The organism is Streptococcus mitis, assembly GCF_905187535.1.
GTDB classification, from domain to species: Bacteria; Bacillota; Bacilli; order Lactobacillales; family Streptococcaceae; genus Streptococcus; species Streptococcus mitis_BS.
Window position 1 is genome coordinate 99,877 of record NZ_CAJJIE010000004.1, and the last position, 19,160, is coordinate 119,036.

A 19,160-nucleotide genomic window follows, 5' to 3' on the forward strand; every position below is an offset into this window, starting at 1 on the left:
CTTACATCTGCTACTATGGAAGCATATTTATCTAACTAAAAAGGAGGTTCTACCATGAAACAAGAATGGTTTGAAAGTAATGATTTTGTAAAAACAACAAGCAAGAACAAACCTGAAGAGCAAGCTCAAGAGGTTGCAGATAAGGCTGAAGAAACGATAGCCGATCTCGATACACCAATTGAAAAAAATACTCAAGTAGAGGAGGAAGTCTCTCAAGCTAAAGTCGAACTTGAAAGCCAGCAAGAAGAGAAAATTGAAACGCCTGAAAACGATGAAGCGAGAACAGAAATAGAAGAAAAGAAAGCATTAGATTCTACTGAGGAAGAGCAAGACCTTTCTAAAGCAACAGAAAAAGTCACTATAGCTGAAGAGAGTCAAGAAGCACTTCCTCAGCAAAAACCAACCACGAAAGAGCCCCTTCTTATCAGTCAATCCTTAGAAAGTCCCTATATCCCCGACCAAGCTCCAAAATCTACGGATAGATGGAAAGAGCAAGCGCTTGATTTTTGGTCTTGGCTAGTGGAGGCTCTCAAATCTCCTACAAGCAAGCTTGAAACAAGTAGCACACACAGTTACACAGCCTTTCTCTTGCTCATTCTGTTTTCTGCGTCTTCCTTTTTCTTTAGTATCTACCACATCAAACAAGCCTACTATGGACATATAGCAAATATGCATAATCACTTCCCTGAACAATTTGCTTCATTAAATCTCTTTTCGATTATCTCTATCCTAGTAGCAACCACACTCTTCTTCTTTTCATTCCTCTTGGGTAGTTTCGTCGTGAGACGATTTATCTATCAAGAAAAGGACTGGACGCTAGAAAAGGTTCTCCAACAATATAGTCAACTCTTGGCAATTCCAATCTTCCTCACTGCTATTGCTAGTTTCTTTGCCTTCTTTGATAGCCTACGATTTACAGCCCTCCTGTGTGTGATTAGCATTGGAATCATTCTGCTTGCTAGCCTTCATATCATTACAAGACCAAGTCAAACAAGTGAAACCGACTCCTTTTATCAGTTATTCTTGTCTGTCCTTGTGAACGGAGTTATTATCCTCCTCTTCTTTGTAGCTGAAGTGGCACTGATTGGGGATTATCTCCGTATCTTAGCCTTTCTTTAAACTTCATCCTGTCTTCCATGGCAGGATTTTTTCTATGTCAAAAAAGCAAGTCGATTGACCTGCTTTACTTTTCTTGTGCTAATGCTTTAAAATCTTTGTCTAAGATAGGCTGTACTTCTAATTGATTGGCATCTAGTTGGTGGTAAGATGCTGATGGTAATACCTCTAGGAATGTTGCATAGTCCAAGCGAGCAATGGCTTCATAGTCTTCTGGTTTAGAACCATCTCCTGTGATTTGAACCAAGTCAATCTCCCACTGGACTTCCTTATCCACCAATTGCTCCATATAGGCTGCAGGAACAAATGGTTCTCTCGGTAACACTGTCTTGACTCCTTGAGCCAGATGGTAAACGCCATGCACTTGCCCTTCTCCATCCTGATAGAAGGAAACTCTTGCAAAATAGGCATCTGTCTCTTGAACCGCACGTACACGCGCTTCAAACTGAGCCAAGCCATCTTCCTCTAAAAAGCTTTCCAAGTCCCCATGATTAAAGAAAACAGGATTAAAAATTCCTTGACAAATCGTAAAGCGGGCTGCAGTGTCTGCCAGATGAGTTTGAATACCTGCTTGGAAATAAGCTTCAAAGTCAAAATCATCTAGCCCCTCAATCTCCGTTCCTGTGTAAGCAAGCAGGGCATCTAAAAATGATTTGATAATCTGCCAGTCTGTCTTTGTGAGTAGGTCAGGAAGATCAACACGATAAGCCTTTTGACCATCAGCATAACTAACCTTAAAGAGAAATTGTGATTGCCCCACTATCGCACACTCGATATACTCGAGACGGTTAAGAGGCTGACGGAGATAGACGGCATCATAACTATGCGACTCCAAACCATCTACCAAGGCCAAGATGGACTTGGCAGTCAAAATTTCCTGTTCTCCTAAAATGCTCTGTTTGTTTGGAATAAAAAATGTTTTCGTCATAACTGGGCTCCTTTTGAAATCGTTTACATATAGTATACCTTATTTTTCTGAAAGATACAGAAACAAACTTTAGATTTTTGAGTAAAAAGCATAGAAAAACAGCCCCTGAGGACTGTTTGATCTTATACAGTAGCTGCTTGATCCAAGCTTTCACCGATAGCGGTTAGGCGCTCGATCACTTCTGCTTGTGTCAATTCATTTTCTGAGACATAGCGGTTACGTGGGTGAACACGACACTCATGTGAGCAGCCACGAAGGTACTTGTCTTCATTTTCTTCTGATGTCAAGATACGACGGTTACAGAATGGATTTCCACAGTTGACATAACGTTCACATGGTGTTCCGTCAAACCAGTCTTTCCCTACGATGGTTGGGTTGACATGGTTGACATCAACGGCGATACGCTCGTCAAAGACGTACATTTTTCCATCCCAAAGCTCACCTTGGACTTCTGGGTCTTTACCGTAAGTTGCGATTCCTCCGTGCAATTGGCCGACATCTTTATAGCCTTCACGGACCATCCAACCTGAGAATTTCTCACAGCGAACTCCACCTGTACAGTAAACCACAACACGCTTGTCCATGAATTTTTCCTTGTTGTCACGGACCCATTGTGGCAACTCACGGAAGTTGCGGATGTCTGGGCGGATAGCTCCACGGAAGTGTCCTAGGTCGTACTCATAATCGTTACGTGTGTCAAGGACAACTGTATCTTCGTCAAGAAGAGCTTCTTTGAACTCTTTTGGAGACAAGTAGGCACCTGTTGTTTCAAGTGGGTTGATGTCGTTGTCAAAATCGTTGTCTTCCAAGCCAAGGTGAACAATTTCTTTCTTGTAGCGAACAAACATTTTCTTGAAGGCTTGTTCATTTTCTTCGTCAATCTTGAACCAGAGGTCTGCCATGCCTGGGAGGCTGTGAACGTAGTCCATGTATTTTTGAGTTGTTTCGTAGTCACCTGAAACGGTTCCGTTAATTCCTTCGTCAGCGACTAGGATACGACCTTTCAGGCCGATTGATTTACAGAAAGCCAAGTGGTCTGCAGCAAATTGCTCTGCATTTTCAATTGGAGTATAAAGGTAGTAAAGTAAGACACGAATATCTTTTGCCATAAGATTTGTTCTCTTTTCTATTCTTAAATTTTCAGAATTTTTCATCTAACTATACTAGTATACCTGCTTGAGAAAGCGAATGCAATTTATTTGACTGGAAATTGTAGAAAGGGATTTATCCCTGTATTTCATCAGTAACCATAGCGAATAGCAGATAATTCTCTCAATTTTTTGATCTGCCCAGCTTGACTTTCTGACAAAGTCAGCTTATTGTCAATCAACACACGTGAGATATCAATGTTCATTTGGCTCAATATAAATGGAACAGATGTCCCATCGTTCTTTAATCGTTTTTTATACATCACTAACTGATTTTTCAAGGGAGTCAGTTGAGGGACATCATTTATATCTTCTAGTAGATAATCTATGATCGTCATGGCTTCACAACGTCTTTCGCTTCCTCCAGCAAACCATTTTAATGGTGTCATACTTACTTTCCTCCTTAAGTTGAAAAGCTATCATTCCTAACTCTCGCGCCAGTATTTACCCAAACACCCTCTGTAAAAAAGTCAGCAGAAATGGTAATGTTGCGAAAATATTATTAATCACATGCACCGCATAGGAAGGATAAATGCTCTTGGTATAGCGGGTCAAACTAGCAAAGATGATGCCAGATGTTGCAAAGACGAAGATATCTAACAAACTAGGCAGACTTGAAAAATGAGGAAGAGCAAATAAAATTGACGGAAGAAGCAAATCAAGGCCAAATCTCGAATGCTTAAAAAAGGCGTGTTGCAGTAATCCTCTATAGATTAGCTCTTCCATAAGTGGAGTCAGAAAGAACAAAGTTATATAGATACCTAGCTCAGCAAAGTTGGTCCCACTATAACCGATCAATACAGCCCAACCTTCAGCAGTTGACTGAACATGTTTAGCTGTCTGAACGTTAAAAGAGATCTGGAGCACTACCACTAGTACTGTCAAAATCGAATACCAAAGCCATTTTTTTCTCGGAATGCGAAAAAGATAGCCGTGCCCTGTCTTAACCAGAATCCAAATCATGACTCCACTAAATAGCAAACTCAAGAGATTTTGAATCCAGACGAAATTGCCAATCTGGGAAGAAAATTGCCAATAATTTTGAACAATAAGCGTCAGCTGAGAAAGACCAAATACGAAAAATAAGTAAGAGAAAACTGCACTTATTTTGAATAGAAGTTGATACTTCTTCATATGAACTCTCCTTTGTAAACTCGATACATCTCTAATATAAGCTATATTTTCCTAAATCCTTACTCTAAATCCTAAATGGTGCTTAAGATTTCCTGAATGGTTAAAATAAGGGAAATGAGAAACAGAAATATCTATGTCTTTATTTCAAAAAATCACTGCCTTCCCCAGATAAGCCTGAGGAAAACAGTGATTTAATTTTTAGGAATTAGGAATGAATACACGAAATCAATTGATCTTATGATTTTTTGTTTTTCAAGAATTCATCGTATTGTTTTTGCATTTCGTTCAATACTTTATCGTAAGCACCTTCAGATTTCAATTTTTCCATCAATTCTGGAATAGCTTTGTCTGGGTCTACAGTACCAGTGTTGATAGCTGTATCGAATTGTTGCATTGTGTTAGAGATTGCTGAGATTTCAGATTTCACATTGTCAGTATTAAAGATGAATCCAAGTGCTGGAGATTCTTTAGCTTCAGCCAATTGTTTCTTAGAATCTTCGATTTGTTGGTCTGTAACGTTTTCGTTGATGTAAAGAATCCAGTTGTTACCAGTGTTCCATCCACCCATGTGAGTGTTTCCTTTGTAGCCATCAAGGACTTTAACACGGTTTTCTTTACCTTCAATTTTTTCCCAGTTCTTGCCTTCTGGACCATAAACAAGACCATTCAAGAGTTCTGGGTTAGTGTTCAAGAGGTTCAACACTTCCATTGATTTTTCTTTGTTCTTAGAGTTGTTTGAGATGACAAAGTTAGCAACTTGTGTTGTTTGGTTTTTCTTGATGAAGTTAGTGATTGGTTTGATTTGGATATCTTTGTTCGCAACACGTGAAAGCAAGCTGTTACCGTAGTCAGCTGGTCCTACTGTTTCTTCACGAACGAACCAAGTATCTTGTTGAAGGTCAAATGAAGTATCGCTTGTTGCTACGTCTTTTGGAATGTATCCAGCTTCATAGAATTTGTGAAGAGTCTTCAAGTGTTCTTTAAAGCGAGGCACTTCGTAACGGTTTACGATCTTAGTAGTGTCCCCTTCAAGGTCGATAACGAATGGAAGTCCGTTTGGAACTGGGTAGTCAAAGTTATCAGATGGGATGAAGTTCTTAGTAACCGCAAATGGCACTACATCTGGAGCTTTTTCTTTGATTTGTTTCAAGACTGGTTCAAGTGTTTCATATGAAGTGACACCTGAAATATCGATACCGTATTTAGCAAGAAGAGTTCCGTTGAAAGCGAAGTTTTGAGATGATGCAACGTTGGCTGCAACTGGAACTGCGTAAATTTTACCGTTAATGCTGTTACCTTTGATGTAAGCTGGGTCAAGTGCTTTATAAAGCTCTGCCCCTTCTTTCTTATACAAGTCAGTCAAGTCAGCATAGGCACCTTTTTGAGCATTTACAACATAGTTAGATGCAAAGGCGATATCGTAGTTTTCACCAGATGATGTGATAACTGACATTTTCTTATCATAGTCACCCCATCCAAGATATTGGATATCCAATTTAGCACCAACTTTTTCTCCGATGATTTTGTTGGCATTTTCTAGCAATTCATCCAAGTTATCTGGTTTGTCACCGATTTGGTACATTTTGATAACAGTTTTTTCACCTGAAGCTGAGTCAGCAGCTTTTTTACTGTTACCTGAAAGGTTTCCACAAGCAGCGAGACCAGCAGCCAAAGCGACTACGCTAGCAGATGCAAAAGCATATTTTTTCCAGTTTTTCATGACAAAAACTCCTTTTTTTATTTTTAAACTTATAAACAATGTAATGATCTTATACTCAATGAAAATCAAAGAGCAAACTAGGAAGCCTAGCCGCAGGTTGTACTTGAGTACGGCAAGGAGACGTTGACGTAGTTTGAATTTGATTTTCGAAGAGTATTAACTTCACACAAGGGAAGTTGGGAACTGAGAAATGATTTTTCTCAACAAGCACTATTCTTTCACACCACCGATAGTCAAACCTTTTACAAAGTAGCGTTGGAAGAACGGATACAAAATCGCGATTGGAAGGGTTGCAACCACAACCATGGCCATACGTCCTGTTTCTTTCGGTAGAGCAACTCCCAGTTGACCAGACAGGCCGACTGCTTTGGCGATGTAGTCCATATTTTGTTGGATTTGCATGAGCAAATATTGCAATGGATACAAGTTGTCACTCTTGATATAAAGAAGGGCGTTGAACCAGTCATTCCAGAAACCAAGAGCTGTTAAGAGCGTGATGGTTGCGATACCTGGTAGTGACAATGGCAAACAGATTTGGAAGAAGATCCGGGCCTCACTAGCACCATCGATACGAGCGGATTCTAGAATAGCTTCTGGAATGGTCTTCTTGAAGAAGGAACGCATCAAGATGATGTTAAATGGTGAGAGAAGCATTGGAACAATCAAGGCCCAAACTGTATCACCAAGTTGAAGTAAACGAGTTACCACGATATAGCCCGGTACCAAACCCGCGTTAAACAACATACTAAGAAGGGCAAAAATCGTAAAGAATCTGCGATACTTAAAGGTTGTCCGTGAAATAGCGTAGGCATAAGTTGTTGTGATAAAAACGTTTGTGATAGTCCCCACCACTGTTACAAAGACTGAGATGAAGAGGGCTTGGAGGATTTTATCCTTAAACTGTGCCAAAAACTCAAAACCGTCTAATCCAAATTGAGATGGGAAGAAGCTATATCCATTTTGGAGGATACTCTTTTCATCTGTCACCGAAATAACGATAACGAATACAAAAGGTAGGATACAAGAAAGGGCAACCAAACCAGAAATGGTACTAAAGAAGATATCTGCTTTCTTACTGAAGGAGTGAATGCCGACATTATCAATTTTTTCTTTTTTAATTTTCTTTTCTGCCATATTCTCCTCCTTTCTAGAACAAGGCTGAGTTTGGATCAACTCGTCTTGCCAGTAAGTTTGATAGGATAACCAGAATCAAGCCGACAACTGATTGGTAGAGACCTGCTGCTGAAGCCATCCCGATATCCGCTGTCTGAGTCAAACCGTTATAAACATATACGTCCAAGACGTTGGTTACATTATAAAGCTGACCAGCATTGTGAGGGATTTGGTAGAAGAGACCAAAGTCTGCACGGAAGATGTTTCCGACTGCAAGGATGGTCAATACAGTTACCAATGGTGTCAACTGCGGAATAGTTACATTGCGAATTCGTTGCCATTTGCTAGCCCCGTCCACTGTCGCTGCTTCGTAGTAGGTTGGATCAATTCCCATGATTGTCGCATAGTACATGACACTGCTATATCCAAAGCCTTTCCAAATACCAAGGAAAAGTAGGAGATAAGGCCAGATGCCCAAGTCAGCGTAGAAATTGACTTCCTTCATTCCGATAGATTCTAGGAAATGGTTGAATACCCCTTTATCAATGTTTAGGAAGGCATCTGTAAAGAAACTGATGATAACCCAAGACAAGAAGTAAGGGAACAACATAGAAGTTTGGAAAATCTTAACCATTCTCTTAGAACGGAGTTCACTTAGGATGATAGCAATCCCTACAGATACAATCAAACCGATAAAGATAAAGCCGAGATTGTAGAGGACAGTATTTCGAGTGATGATAAAGGCGTCTTTTGAACTAAACAAGAATCTGAAATTATCGAGTCCGACCCATTTACTATTCACGATACTATCTATAAATCCATTACTGGTCATGTGGTAGTCTTTAAAGGCAACCACGTTCCCAAATACTGGAATGTAGAAGAATAGAATCAACCAGAGTGCCCCTGGCAAAACCATCAAGAGAAAGATCCAGTTGTCTCTCAAGGTTTTTGAAAACTTATTCATAATTTCCTCCCCTTTTTATTTTGATATCCATCTAAAAATTCCTTTTTAGACTTTTGATAACGATTACATTATTAGTATACTCCTATTTGAAGGTTAGGTTAAACTACTAATTATAGAAAAAACTCCACAAATTATTTTATGTGGAGTACTTTTTTAAGAAAGGGATGTTTCACGAGAAACACTCTGCTCAAGGCAAGGTGTTCTTGTTTTTAGGTTGTATAAATGGTTGAAGCTGTCGCAATGGTATGCCACTGGTTGGCTGTTGTGGCTGCGAAGTCCTTGTCTGCGTAGAAGTCTGTAAATGGTAAGATTTCCACTTCTAACTCATCGATGCGGTCAATCTGACCAGCTAGATAAGCCTCGATGCGGCTTTCTGCTCGCTTGATGCGTTGCAAGAGTCCGCCCATACGGATATCAACTGTGTCCAAGCCAAAGACCTTGTTTTCTTTCAGCCATTGGTTGCTAAAGAGAGCATGGAAGTCTTCAATTTGGCTTCTGAGTTCTGGTAATTCTTGTCTGGCAATTTCTTGCAGGCTTTCTTTATCACCTTCTTGGTAAGCCTGACGAATGCGCCGTCCCACATCGACTTTGCTACTTAAAATCTGATTCAACTGGGCCTGAGTTTCAAAGAGGTAGGCATAGTTGCCAGCTTTTTCTTTAATGTTAGCAAGCGTCTCAGCAGCCTGAGCGAAGTGCGGTTTGTCCTGTTCAGGTGTCATGTGTCGATCAAGGATCGGACAGAGAATATCCTGATAAAAGACATAGCGGTTAGGATTGATCCCGCTGAGATTACCCGGCAAATCTGGCAAGAGGTTGGCTAGGTCAATCTGCATAAAATCTTCAACCGAAAGACCTGTATTGGTCTTGAAGTGAGCAGACAAACGGTCTAGGTCATTGCGGTAGCTGAGTTCTGCCCAGATTTGCAAGCTTGGTAGGACAGCGAATTGGGCAGTTTCCCCACCATTGTCCCCCCAACCCGTCACGATGACTTCTTTGATATCATTGGCGCGACAGGCTTTATTGGCTTCAAGAGCAATGAGACGGCTGAAATGGTTGTTGGGTGTGAAACCAATCCACTTCCAAGCTCCCCCAGCAAAGGCAAGATCATGACTAATCTTATGATGATTGCGGAAATTGCGGTTGTATTTTTCCTCGCTATCCTGATAATAGTCCCAGTAAACTAAGGTCACACGATCTTTGAGACGGTCTAGGTAGACACGCGTTTCCTCTGGAATTTCCACATCACGGTCGTACTGCCCATCTGCTGACATAAGTTTAAAGAACATATCGCTCCACATCTGGCAGTGGAAACCATATTTGTCAGCAATATCCAGCACGCGCTCCAAGTGTTGGCACATAAGGAGACTACGATCCACAACACCGTTCAGAATCAAGTAGCGTCCCAAACCAACCAAGTGGGCTTCGTCCATCCCGATATTGACCTTGCGAGTTTGTAGTTTAGACAGAGTAGCAAACATACCATCAATCAGGTCATAAACCTTTTCTTCGCCGATAAGAAGGATATCCTCCACATCACGGAGCTCCTGGACTTCTTTGACACCCCATTTGACGAAGGCTGACAAGTGAGCCAAGGTCTGGATACATGGCACAAAGATCATGTCAAACTGCTGGGCATAGGTTTCAATTTCCTGCAATTCCTCAGCTGAGTAGGCTCCACGGAAATAGCCAAAGTAAGGCTGCCCTTCAATCTGGTAAGTGTCTTCCATGTAGAGCTCAAAAGTTGAGTAGCCCATGAGAGCTAAGACCTCAATCATCTGCTTGGCAGAAGCGACATTCAGCACTGCATTTCGCGAACAGTCTGCCATATAAGCCAAATCTTTATAAGCTGCTTGTTCTTCAATCTCTACCTTGTCACCTTCTGCTAGAGCTGTTGCCAACAAGGATAAGGCACGGTAGAGTTGGTGGGATTTGCGGTAGGCCAATTGATAGTGACCACCCTCACCCTTGATAGAGATAGAGGCTTGGTCAGACTGAGCGACTGCAACTTCCACATCTGGCAGAGAAATGTGAGTTTTTAATACTTCAATAGCTTGCGCTTGTTTGGGACTAAGTCCTGTAAATCTTACCATTGATTTTCCTCCTGTAACCAGTTGACAAGGGCACCGTAGAGATTGGCATCTGCGTGATAGGTGCAGGCTTGGATGACAGGTGCAATCGTGTATTCTTCGTAGGTCTCAACAAAGTTATCAACAGCCTTCTTAACACCTTGGATGAAATCTGGATTTTGACTGATAGAGCCTCCCAAACTGATGACATCTGGATCGATGAGATACTGGATATTGAGCAAGCCTTGCGCCAGATTGCGGTTCATGCGCTCAATGGCTTCTTGACAAAGAACATTTCCTGCTTCGGCCTCTTGGTAAATCTTGCGACCGTCCCAGTCAGTCTGACCAGATTTTTCAATCACGTAGCGCACCATATTTCCAGTTGACGCTAGTTGCGACCAGTTGTTGAGCTTTTCAGCAGGGGCAAGAGTTGTCATGTAGCCAAATTCTCCACCCAGACCGTGGCGACCTCGATGAAGTCTACCATTGATAATCATGGCTCCGCCAATCCCTGTCCCAATCACGACACAGGCTGCATTTTCAAGTTCTGGATGAGCCAGCAATTCACTGAGTCCAACGCAGTTAGCATCATTTTCCAGATGGATAGGAATCTGATAAGAGCTAAGCGCCTCATACCAAGAAAATCCGTGAATGTAGGGTACTGCACTGAAGCCATCAATCACACCTGTCTCTTGATTGACCGCGCCTGGAACGCTCATAGCAATCCCGCTATAATCCTGCTCTGACAAACGTTGATCTAGCCAAGCTAGTAAGTCCTCCAAACTTTCTGGCGTTGGAATGCTTGTCTTATCTAGTATTTTCCCATCAGGAGTCAGACTGGCAAACTTAATCCCAGTCCCTCCGATATCAATCGTTGCAATAGTCATTGTTTTTACCATAAAAAGGGGCGAATCAGCAGTTAGTTCTTACCTTTTCGCCCCTCCTTTCTCTTTATGTTTACTTGTTGAAATTAAATTTCTTCTTTTTTGATGAATTCTGTACGAATCTCTTGTGGTGAAATGAGGCCTCTATGAACTGGGTATGGTCGTTCAAGTAGGTCAAGGAAGAGATGTTGACTTTCCGGTACACGTACATTTTCACTACACATATTGTAGTAACGAAGAACATAGCCTTCTTCATTTTCAGCTACCTTAAAGGCTGTTGGACAGATTTGCGGTATGCTGAGAACAGAATGGCTCAAGAGGCTACCAGTCGCAGCCACGCTTCCTTCCTGTCTAGCAAGCTGAAGGCTGGTAAATGGTGTCTGCAAGGCTTTAGCACGACGATAGGCTGAGAAGCGTTCTTGGGCTTGGTGGCATTCAAGCGCAAATTCGACTTCAAACTCACGCAAGCATTGTGCTTCTGGTGTTGGGAAGTAACCCCAGTCACCTAGCTCACCTGACGCACGCAGAATGGTCACTGCAATAGTGTCGTCTCCAAGGATTTCGTATTCATTCAATCCCTTATTGGATACAGTCACCCCTTTTTCATCGTCATACAGACTGACAAAGGCCTGTTGGTGTTGAGGATTTTCAGGATTTTCCCATGAAGCAGCTGGTTTGTTTGGTCGTGTTACCACCTCATAGATGCTTTCAGAATCATTGCTTGGACGCGTGTTATGAGTCTTGACCAAGAGACGGATACGGTGGTCTTTGGCAGTGTTAGTAAAGCGAGTCTTGCAACGGATTTGTGGATTATCAACGAAGATAGTCATCTCAGTTTCAAGAGGAATGCTTGTCAATTCTTCTGAACGTCCAGCTTCACGCTTCATAAACTCGATGATGCCTTTTTGTTCCGCATCTAGTTTTTCATCCGCACTGACAGGCACGGTCAATTCATGTTTGAGCAAAATCTTAGCATAGCGAGCTGTGTTTTCCAAGACCTCGTAGCCCTTAAGCTCTGCATAGATTGGCTCTGTTCCTTTTGGTTGGAAATAGATATACTCGTTTCCGATGTCACCACGGTCTTCGAAGCGGATAAAATCTTCATAGGCTTCGTGAGTTGTCTTGTCATAGACTGTGATATTGTCATCCACACTCACCGTTACAAATGGCGTATCAATTACTCCATTTTGGTAAATACCGTCACGGTGTTCTTGTTCTCCTTCCAGCAATTGGAAGGTTGTCCAAGAAAGCGGCGCTAGGTGAACTGGAATGGTCACGCGCACTTGTCGAGCGATACGAGCTTGGCGGAACTTATCTTTTGGTAAATCGTACTCAAAATTAGTTCCGAGATCTTCGATTTTAGCCTCTACAGGACGACCATCCAAGTCCTCCACACGGTAACTTGGCAAGGTAAGAGCAGCCATCTTCTTGTAGCCTTCTGTTGGGTGCAATTCCTTAAAATCACAAGTCGCAACATCAATCACTGTGCTGACAGTATCGACCTTATCATGCAAGCCTGTGTTAATGACAGTAAAGAGATAATCACTTTGAGCCTTAGCTGTAGCGATTTTACCCTTCCATTCGTTAAGAAGATTGCTCTTAACAAAGTTTCCTACTTGGTTGACCTTGGCAAACCGAATTTCCATCTCTCGGTGAACTTCGTCCACGCTACAGCCACAGATACTATCATGTGGCGCATTCTGCAAAAGTGTTTTCCAAGCATAGGTCAACTGGTCCTTGTGGTTATGACCCCCAGTGATAATAGTCAAGGGTTCTACAACTTGCTCTAAGAGGTTGCTATTTTCTTGGAAGGCTTGTTTGAGATAAATACGAGATGAAGAAGTGTTGGCAAGTGTGTACCAGCCGTCTGTTTCCTGACTAGTCAACTCACCTGTAACCGTTGATAACTGCTCTGGTAGAGCACTTTCCACGGCTTGGACATATTCATCAAAAGAACTATGAACAAAGGTTACATCTGGGAAGAGTTCATTTGCCACACGAATGGCTTCACTCAAATTTTTCTGGACAGGCTGATGGTCACAACCGTTCATCATCAACCACTGGTTGGTCGAAGCATAGTCACGCACGTCTGCCAGTTTTTGTTTCCAGAAGGTCAAGGCCTCTTCTTTATCAACTGGGATTTCATTCCCATTACTGTACCAGTTGGCAAAGAGAATCCCGAGGACACGACTTCCGTCCGCACCCTGCCAGTACATTTCTGAAAACTGGGAAGTAAACTGCTCATCTTCAAGGACTTGGTTATCAAATCCAATCGGCTTCACACCACGACCAAAAGCGGCCACATGAATGCCTGATTTTTGAAGGATTTGAGGCGCTTGCCCCATATTTCCAAAGGTATCTGGGAAGTAACCAATCTGGGTTGATTTGCCCCATTTTGCAGCCTCCTGCTGACCGATAAGAGTATTACGGACATTGGCTTCACTTGAAATCAAGTAGTCATCTTGCAAGATGTAAAAAGGACCAATTTTAAGTTTGCCTTCGTCAATATATCGTTGGACTTTGTCGCGATTCTCAGGGCGAATCTCCAAGTAGTCATCAAGGACAATAGTTTGTCCATCTAAATGGAAACTCTTGAACTCAGGATCATTTTCAAAGAGATCAAAGAGATTGTCAAATAATTCCACCAACTGCATACGGTGGCTTTCAAAAGGCAAGTACCACTCACGGTCCCAGTGACTATGTGAGATAATATGTACAACAACATTTTCCATGAAGTAAAACCTCATTCTAAATTTAAATTTTAACGTTTTAAATGTAAATTTGTGATTCTTTCCAAGAATCAATTGAGCGAAAGCGAGCTCCTTAGCGGATATCCAAGTAATCCAAGACCAACTCACAGAACATCATGTTAGCCCAAGAGAACCATTCACGAGAGTAGAGAGTTGGGTCGTCCACGTGGAAGCTTTCATGCATAACACCTGTACCCCCATCGCAAGCAACCAGCTGATCCAGCAAGAATTTCTTCTCTGCCTTATCTCTTGTTGTCAAACCTTGGATAGAAAGGGCGATTGGCCAGATATAGCGATAGAAGGTATGAGAACTTCCGAGACCGCTAGCGTATTCTCCCTGATAGAAGTAAGGATTTTCTGGACTCAGAATGGTACGGCGAGTTGCTTGGTAGACTTCGTCGTTGATATCGCAGTAGCCCAGATAAGGCGCAGCCAACAAACTTGGTACGTTTGGATCATCCATGATGCTGGCATTTCCTAGGCCATCCACTTCAAAGGCATAAATCTTTTCGCCCTTGCTGTTGCTTGTGTAGGCGTAGTTTTCGATACCTTCTTGGATTTCCGCTTTGAGACGCTTAGCATCAGCAATAACACTCTCGCTATCAGCTAGGTCTAGTTCTGCAAAGATTTCTTGAACATACCCCAAAACAACAACTGCAAACATATTTGACGGAATCAAGTAACTATACTGACAACAGTCATCACTCGGACGAAAGGCTGACCAAGTCATACCTGTCACTGCAAAGTCAGGGCCAAATCCATCATTTACCAAGGTGTCTTCCTTACGGTCCGTATCTCGGACAAAACGATAAGGAGAGTTCTTGTGGTCTTGTTCCACTGTCCACAGATGGAGAATTTCCTTAGTCGCTACGACAAAAGTCTCATCAAACTGACTAGTCTCACCAGTCTCTTTCCAGAGGAGATAAGCCAACTGCAAAGGATAGCAAAGAGAGTCCACTTCGTACTTGCGTTCCCAAATCCAGCCATTAAGGTCTGTATGGTCAGTCTCGTGGTGCCCCTTCCAGTTTTCCTCAATGTTAAAAGAGTTGGCATAAGGATCCTTGAGTACCAAGGTCATCTGACGTTTGACCAAACCTGCAATAGTCTGACGCAGGAGGGCATCTCTTTTAGCCACATGAAGATATGGTCGTAGTTGGGCTGTCGAATCTCGAAGCCACATAGCAGGAATATCTCCTGTGAGCACAAAGGTTGAACCATCTTCTAGGATTTCAACCGTATTGTCCAAGGTATCTGTGTAGCAGCGCTCAAAGACATCCACCCACTCCGGATGGTCCTTGGCCCGCTCTGCTACTTCATCCAGCCACTCTCTAACAATTTCTTTTGAATAAATCATCGTGCAGTTTCCTCTTTCAAACAAGTTTCATTCTCAGTATATAGCTTTTGGAACAGAAAATACATACACAAATGATAGTCATTTTTCTACAAAATAGTTATCTTTGAAACTCCTTTTCTAAAGGCCTTCTTTTTCTGATATAATGTAGAAAAACAGCTAAAGGAAAGACTATGAAACCACTACTTGAAACCATCGATACCCGCTTTGGGACTGCCAGCAAGCATGCCTTTTCTCGGGGAAATACCCTGCCTTACACGGGCGTGCCTTTTGGGATGAATTACTTTGTACCCCAGACCAGTGACCAGGAGGGCTCTTGGTTTTTCGATCCGCATTTGCCCATCTTTCAGGGGATTCGATTAACCCACCAGCCTAGTCCTTGGATTGGAGACTATTCTTGGCTTCTTCTGACACCTGTCACAGGCCAACTAGGTGGAGACAGACTCTTCCACCGCCAATCTTCCTATGATATGGATAAGGCTACTTTCCAGCCTCATTATCTGAAGATTTTCTCACTGCGCTATCAGATTGAAAGCCAGCTTACTCCGACTTGCTACGGTGCTTCTATTCGTTTGGAGCAAAAGCAAGGCAAAGCCCTCTCCCTCTACCTTCACGCAGGAGATGAACTGACCGTAGAGCAAGTAGATAAGCGAACGCTTGCCCTAAGACAAGAAGGAAAAACTGAGACCAACAAAAATCCACTAACTATGTTCACCTCCCTGCAATCGAATACGGCTATTCTTGCTGTCAGCCAAGAAGGTGAAGATTGGCGAATTGACTTGGAAGATAGCCATGCTGAGATCCAACTAGCGACTTCTTTCATCTCCCCTTCTCAAGCTCTAATCAATCTACCTCACGAAGGTTTTGACAGTTGTAAAGCTAGTGCACAAGCAGACTGGGAAGATCTCCTCCATCGTTTTGACGTTATCGAGACAGGAGAGGCTGACCGAACCTTCTTTGACCACTGCCTTTACAGACTCTTCCTCTTCCCACAGACTTTTTATGAGGTTAATGAATCAGGGCAATCCATCCACATGGATCTGACTACTGGTACTGTCAAGCCCGGTGTCCTCTTTAGCAACAATGGTTTCTGGGATACCTTCCGCACCACCTTCCCCCTCTTTGCCCTTGTCATACTAGAGCATTATCGTCGCTTTTTAGAGGGATTTCTCAATAGCTACCGCGATACTGGTTTCCTTCCAAAATGGCTAGCTCCAGATGAACGTGGCATGATGCCTGGTACCCTTTTAGACGGTATTATCGCAGATAGCGCCTGCAAGGACATGGCTCCCGACTTGGAAGAAGAACTCCTCCAGGCTATGATTGAAACAGCCAGCAAATCCGACCCTCTCGGCATCAATGGTCGCCACGGACTAGCCCAATACCAAGAGCTTAGCTACCTCTCTACCGACCACCACGAAAGCGTCAGCCACACCCTAGACTATGCCTATAGCGATTTTTGTATCGCTAGCTGTGCCGAAAAACTCGGTCAAAATGATATCGCGGAAACTTATAGAACTGCTTCACAAAATTACCGCCATCTATTTGACGCTGAGACAGGTTATATGCGAGCGCGAGACAATCAAGGAAACTTCCGTCCTGACTTCTCTCCATACAGTTGGGGACGTGATTATGCTGAATGCTCAGCCATTCAAGCAACTTTAGGTGTCCTCCACGACATCCCAGGCTTAATCCAGCTTATGGGTGGAAAAGAAGCCTTTAGCAACTATCTTTTGAAAACCAGTCAAGATACTCCCCTCTTTGAGACAACAGGCTATGGCTACGAGATTCACGAAATGAGCGAGATGGCTACTGCTCCTTTTGGGCAACTCGCCATTTCCAACCAACCGAGTTTCCACATTCCTTATCTCTTCCGCTACAGCGATTACCCTGACTACACTGCCCTTCTCATCAAGACGCTCCGTCAGAAAGCTTTTCACCCAAGTTGGGAAGCCTATCTTGGCGATGAAGACAATGGCAGTCTCTCAGCCTGGTACATCTGGTCAGCTCTTGGATTTTATCCGACCTGTCCAGGCAAACCAAACTATGACCTCGGAATTCCTCTCTTTGACCACCTCCAAATCTATCTAGCTAAAGAAGGTAAATGGCTAGATATTCATACTGAACAAAACCACAGACATTTTAACTTTGTAAAAGAATGCCGACTAGATAAAAACCTAGTATCAACTATTCAACACCAAGACCTCTTAAAAGCTGAGCAACTAACCTTTACACTTAGCTGGTTACCAAGTCACTAGCTAGTAGACAAAAGAACCTTTGTATCGTGCAAAGGCTCTTTTATTTTATGAAACTTGTACTTGAAGTTGATCAACCAACTGTCCATCAACAGTCAGATTCAGATAGAAATCCAAGGTCTTATCAGCAGCAAAATACAGGGTTGGTAGGCAAAAATCTTTTGTGCTTTCCCCAGCTTGGAATTGAAGGACTTGAATTTCGTCCTGATAGGCGACACCATGGACACCTGTCCCCGGTTGAATCGAAATCTTAGCCTCCAAAGGAGTATTACTTTCGCTACGTTCAATCCTAAAATGCAGAGTCTCTCCCTTTGTCACAGCCAAATTTTTTTCTGCAAATGCTAGTCCCTGAACAACTTCTTTTTTTGATAAGCTAGGAGTTTTATAGAGGGAAATCTTGGTCAATACAGGCATAGATTGTGCCTCGGTAATCATCACGCGCACCTTCTGTGCCTCTACTAGTGGACCTCGCAAGAGGCGCTTATGACCAACTGTAAAGCCCTTACCAAATTCTTGCCAGACGCCGTCCACCTCTACTTGCACATGAAAAGCAGCGATTCGTTGCCCTAGCTTCAAATCTTCTCTTAACTCAATGACATCAAAAGTTTTAGGAGATCCTAAGTCGAGTTCTAACTGGATTGGCAAGCCTACATCACTTACCCAAGAGCTGGTCTCAAGACCATCTGTCAGATGGTGACAAGCAAAATCTGCGGAAAGAGCTGGACCAAATACCTCAGCTCCCAGAGCCAAATCTTCTTTATAGAGCTCATTGCGATAGGCCGCAAATTCATAGAGGCGTTCAATATCCTTTGCATCAAATAGCCCATCTTGATTCGGCGGAATATTAAGTAGGAGCGGGGTTCCTCTCCCCACTGAGTGAAAGTAGATTTCGACCAACTCCTCAAGAGACTTAGGATCCTGCTCTTCATGGTAAAACCAACCTGGCCGGATGGAAACATCTGCCTCACCGATTGAAAAAATAGTGCCCGAGGGATCTCCATGCTGAAGATAATCCAGCGCTGCTTCTGTTCCTAGTTTATCAGGATTCACCTTTTGCCACAGGGGATCACCTGCATACCCTCGTTCATTGCCAATCCATCGGATACTGGTGCCTTCTGTTGAAAAAATTAAGCAATCTCCCTGCAGGTCACGAATGGTTTCAAACCATTTTTCAAATTCATAATTGACCTTTTGAGCGCCCTCTCCTCTGGCACCATCCATCCAGACCTCAGCAAATTTCCCTCCATTTCCATAAGCAGGATTTGATGAAATCTCCTTCAGCTGAGCCAGATAATAGGCATTATAATCCGCTTCTCGGTCCACATGGTAGAGAGGACTGTGGGCATCCCAAGGTGACAGGTAGACCCCCATATCCATATCAAACTCAGTAGCAGCTTGAGATACTTCAAGGAGCAAGTCCCCCTCTCCATTCCTCCAAGGACTGGCCTTCACCGAATAATCTGTGTGATCCGTCGGGTAAAGGACAAAGCCATCGTGATGCTTGACCACCAAAATCAACTTCTTAAAGCCTGTTTCCTTGAGCACGCGAACCCACTCACGCGCATCTAACTTTGTCGGGTTAAATCGCCCAGGATCCTCCTGACCTGTCCCCCATTCCTGGTCATAAAAAGTATTGGGACCAAAATGGATAAAAGCTGCTAGCTCATCCTCTAAATAAGCTAGCTGGGCCTGACTAGGCAAGGGCCCATGCGGTTTTATTTCTCTCACCAT

General features: G+C 42.9%; 14 protein-coding genes. 2 read left to right on the plus strand and 12 right to left on the minus strand.

Going from position 1 to position 19,160, the window contains the following annotated elements; genetic code table 11:
* Positions 1 to 54 precede the first annotated feature (54 nt).
* Positions 55 to 1,119 carry a DUF6574 domain-containing protein gene (locus tag JQ841_RS01630; RefSeq protein WP_203179917.1) on the plus strand — a complete coding sequence of 355 codons (1,065 nt, stop codon included), beginning with the start codon at positions 55 to 57 and terminating at the stop codon, positions 1,117 to 1,119.
* Positions 1,120 to 1,183: 64 nt separating this feature from the next.
* Here JQ841_RS01630 and JQ841_RS01635 read toward each other — a convergent pair whose 3' ends face one another.
* The 11 genes from JQ841_RS01635 to JQ841_RS01685 all read right to left on the minus strand — a co-directional run bounded on the left by JQ841_RS01635 (position 1,184) and on the right by JQ841_RS01685 (position 15,177).
* On the minus strand, positions 1,184 to 2,044 hold the full coding sequence (locus JQ841_RS01635) for a DUF4299 family protein (RefSeq protein ID WP_203179918.1): 861 nt from the start codon (positions 2,042 to 2,044) through the stop codon (positions 1,184 to 1,186).
* Between the two features lie 122 nt (positions 2,045 to 2,166).
* Entirely contained in the window at positions 2,167 to 3,153 is a 987-nt protein-coding gene (gene trhO / locus JQ841_RS01640; protein ID WP_203179919.1) for an oxygen-dependent tRNA uridine(34) hydroxylase TrhO, read from the minus strand.
* A 131-nt stretch (positions 3,154 to 3,284) separates the two neighbouring features.
* Positions 3,285 to 3,581 (minus strand): bacteriocin immunity protein, encoded by a 297-nt coding sequence (locus JQ841_RS01645; RefSeq protein WP_203179920.1) that lies wholly within the window; start codon positions 3,579 to 3,581, stop codon positions 3,285 to 3,287.
* 55 nt (positions 3,582 to 3,636) lie between these two features.
* Positions 3,637 to 4,326, minus strand: a complete 690-nt coding sequence (locus tag JQ841_RS01650; protein WP_023947356.1) for a CPBP family intramembrane glutamic endopeptidase — start codon at positions 4,324 to 4,326, stop codon at positions 3,637 to 3,639.
* A 235-nt stretch (positions 4,327 to 4,561) separates the two neighbouring features.
* Positions 4,562 to 6,046 (minus strand): ABC transporter substrate-binding protein, encoded by a 1,485-nt coding sequence (locus JQ841_RS01655; RefSeq protein WP_173876675.1) that lies wholly within the window; start codon positions 6,044 to 6,046, stop codon positions 4,562 to 4,564.
* Between the two features lie 210 nt (positions 6,047 to 6,256).
* Positions 6,257 to 7,180: a carbohydrate ABC transporter permease gene (locus JQ841_RS01660; RefSeq protein WP_000818353.1), complete on the minus strand. Its 924-nt coding sequence runs from the start codon at positions 7,178 to 7,180 to the stop codon at positions 6,257 to 6,259.
* A gap of 13 nt (positions 7,181 to 7,193) precedes the next feature.
* Complete coding sequence (locus tag JQ841_RS01665; RefSeq protein WP_004254906.1) at positions 7,194 to 8,123, minus strand: ABC transporter permease; 930 nt, start codon at positions 8,121 to 8,123, stop codon at positions 7,194 to 7,196.
* A gap of 209 nt (positions 8,124 to 8,332) precedes the next feature.
* Positions 8,333 to 10,213, minus strand: a complete 1,881-nt coding sequence (locus JQ841_RS01670) for a beta-N-acetylhexosaminidase (protein WP_203179921.1) — start codon at positions 10,211 to 10,213, stop codon at positions 8,333 to 8,335.
* Complete coding sequence (locus JQ841_RS01675) at positions 10,207 to 11,076, minus strand: ROK family protein (RefSeq protein WP_203179922.1); 870 nt, start codon at positions 11,074 to 11,076, stop codon at positions 10,207 to 10,209. The genes JQ841_RS01670 and JQ841_RS01675 overlap by 7 nt, the downstream gene beginning before the upstream one ends.
* A gap of 83 nt (positions 11,077 to 11,159) precedes the next feature.
* Positions 11,160 to 13,805 carry an alpha-mannosidase gene (locus JQ841_RS01680; RefSeq protein WP_203179923.1) on the minus strand — a complete coding sequence of 882 codons (2,646 nt, stop codon included), beginning with the start codon at positions 13,803 to 13,805 and terminating at the stop codon, positions 11,160 to 11,162.
* 91 nt (positions 13,806 to 13,896) lie between these two features.
* A complete protein-coding gene (locus JQ841_RS01685) occupies positions 13,897 to 15,177 on the minus strand; it encodes a glycoside hydrolase family 125 protein (protein WP_084947741.1) in 1,281 nt (426 codons plus the stop codon).
* 170 nt (positions 15,178 to 15,347) lie between these two features.
* Between JQ841_RS01685 and JQ841_RS01690 the strand changes: the two genes are divergently transcribed.
* Positions 15,348 to 17,432: a GH92 family glycosyl hydrolase gene (locus tag JQ841_RS01690; RefSeq protein WP_203179924.1), complete on the plus strand. Its 2,085-nt coding sequence runs from the start codon at positions 15,348 to 15,350 to the stop codon at positions 17,430 to 17,432.
* A 45-nt stretch (positions 17,433 to 17,477) separates the two neighbouring features.
* Here the strand turns inward: JQ841_RS01690 and JQ841_RS01695 are convergent, their stop codons facing one another.
* Positions 17,478 to 19,160 carry an alpha-L-fucosidase gene (locus JQ841_RS01695; RefSeq protein ID WP_338014997.1) on the minus strand — a complete coding sequence of 561 codons (1,683 nt, stop codon included), beginning with the start codon at positions 19,158 to 19,160 and terminating at the stop codon, positions 17,478 to 17,480.

Bases quoted from the DNA above. Each gene is read 5' to 3' on its own strand.
- JQ841_RS01635 (WP_203179918.1), bottom strand. From the start codon at position 2,044: ATGACGAAAACATTTTTTATTCCAAACAAACAGAGCATTTTAGGAGAA.
- JQ841_RS01675 (WP_203179922.1), bottom strand. From the start codon at position 11,076: ATGACTATTGCAACGATTGATATCGGAGGGACTGGGATTAAGTTTGCC.
- JQ841_RS01680 (WP_203179923.1), bottom strand. From the start codon at position 13,805: ATGGAAAATGTTGTTGTACATATTATCTCACATAGTCACTGGGACCGT.
- JQ841_RS01655 (WP_173876675.1), bottom strand. From the start codon at position 6,046: ATGAAAAACTGGAAAAAATATGCTTTTGCATCTGCTAGCGTAGTCGCT.
- JQ841_RS01630 (WP_203179917.1), top strand. From the start codon at position 55: ATGAAACAAGAATGGTTTGAAAGTAATGATTTTGTAAAAACAACAAGC.
- JQ841_RS01645 (WP_203179920.1), bottom strand. From the start codon at position 3,581: ATGACACCATTAAAATGGTTTGCTGGAGGAAGCGAAAGACGTTGTGAA.
- JQ841_RS01690 (WP_203179924.1), top strand. From the start codon at position 15,348: ATGAAACCACTACTTGAAACCATCGATACCCGCTTTGGGACTGCCAGC.
- JQ841_RS01665 (WP_004254906.1), bottom strand. From the start codon at position 8,123: ATGAATAAGTTTTCAAAAACCTTGAGAGACAACTGGATCTTTCTCTTG.
- JQ841_RS01650 (WP_023947356.1), bottom strand. From the start codon at position 4,326: ATGAAGAAGTATCAACTTCTATTCAAAATAAGTGCAGTTTTCTCTTAC.
- JQ841_RS01685 (WP_084947741.1), bottom strand. From the start codon at position 15,177: ATGATTTATTCAAAAGAAATTGTTAGAGAGTGGCTGGATGAAGTAGCA.
- JQ841_RS01660 (WP_000818353.1), bottom strand. From the start codon at position 7,180: ATGGCAGAAAAGAAAATTAAAAAAGAAAAAATTGATAATGTCGGCATT.
- JQ841_RS01695 (WP_338014997.1), bottom strand. From the start codon at position 19,160: ATGGTGAGAGAAATAAAACCGCATGGGCCCTTGCCTAGTCAGGCCCAG.
- trhO (WP_203179919.1), bottom strand. From the start codon at position 3,153: ATGGCAAAAGATATTCGTGTCTTACTTTACTACCTTTATACTCCAATT.
- JQ841_RS01670 (WP_203179921.1), bottom strand. From the start codon at position 10,213: ATGGTAAGATTTACAGGACTTAGTCCCAAACAAGCGCAAGCTATTGAA.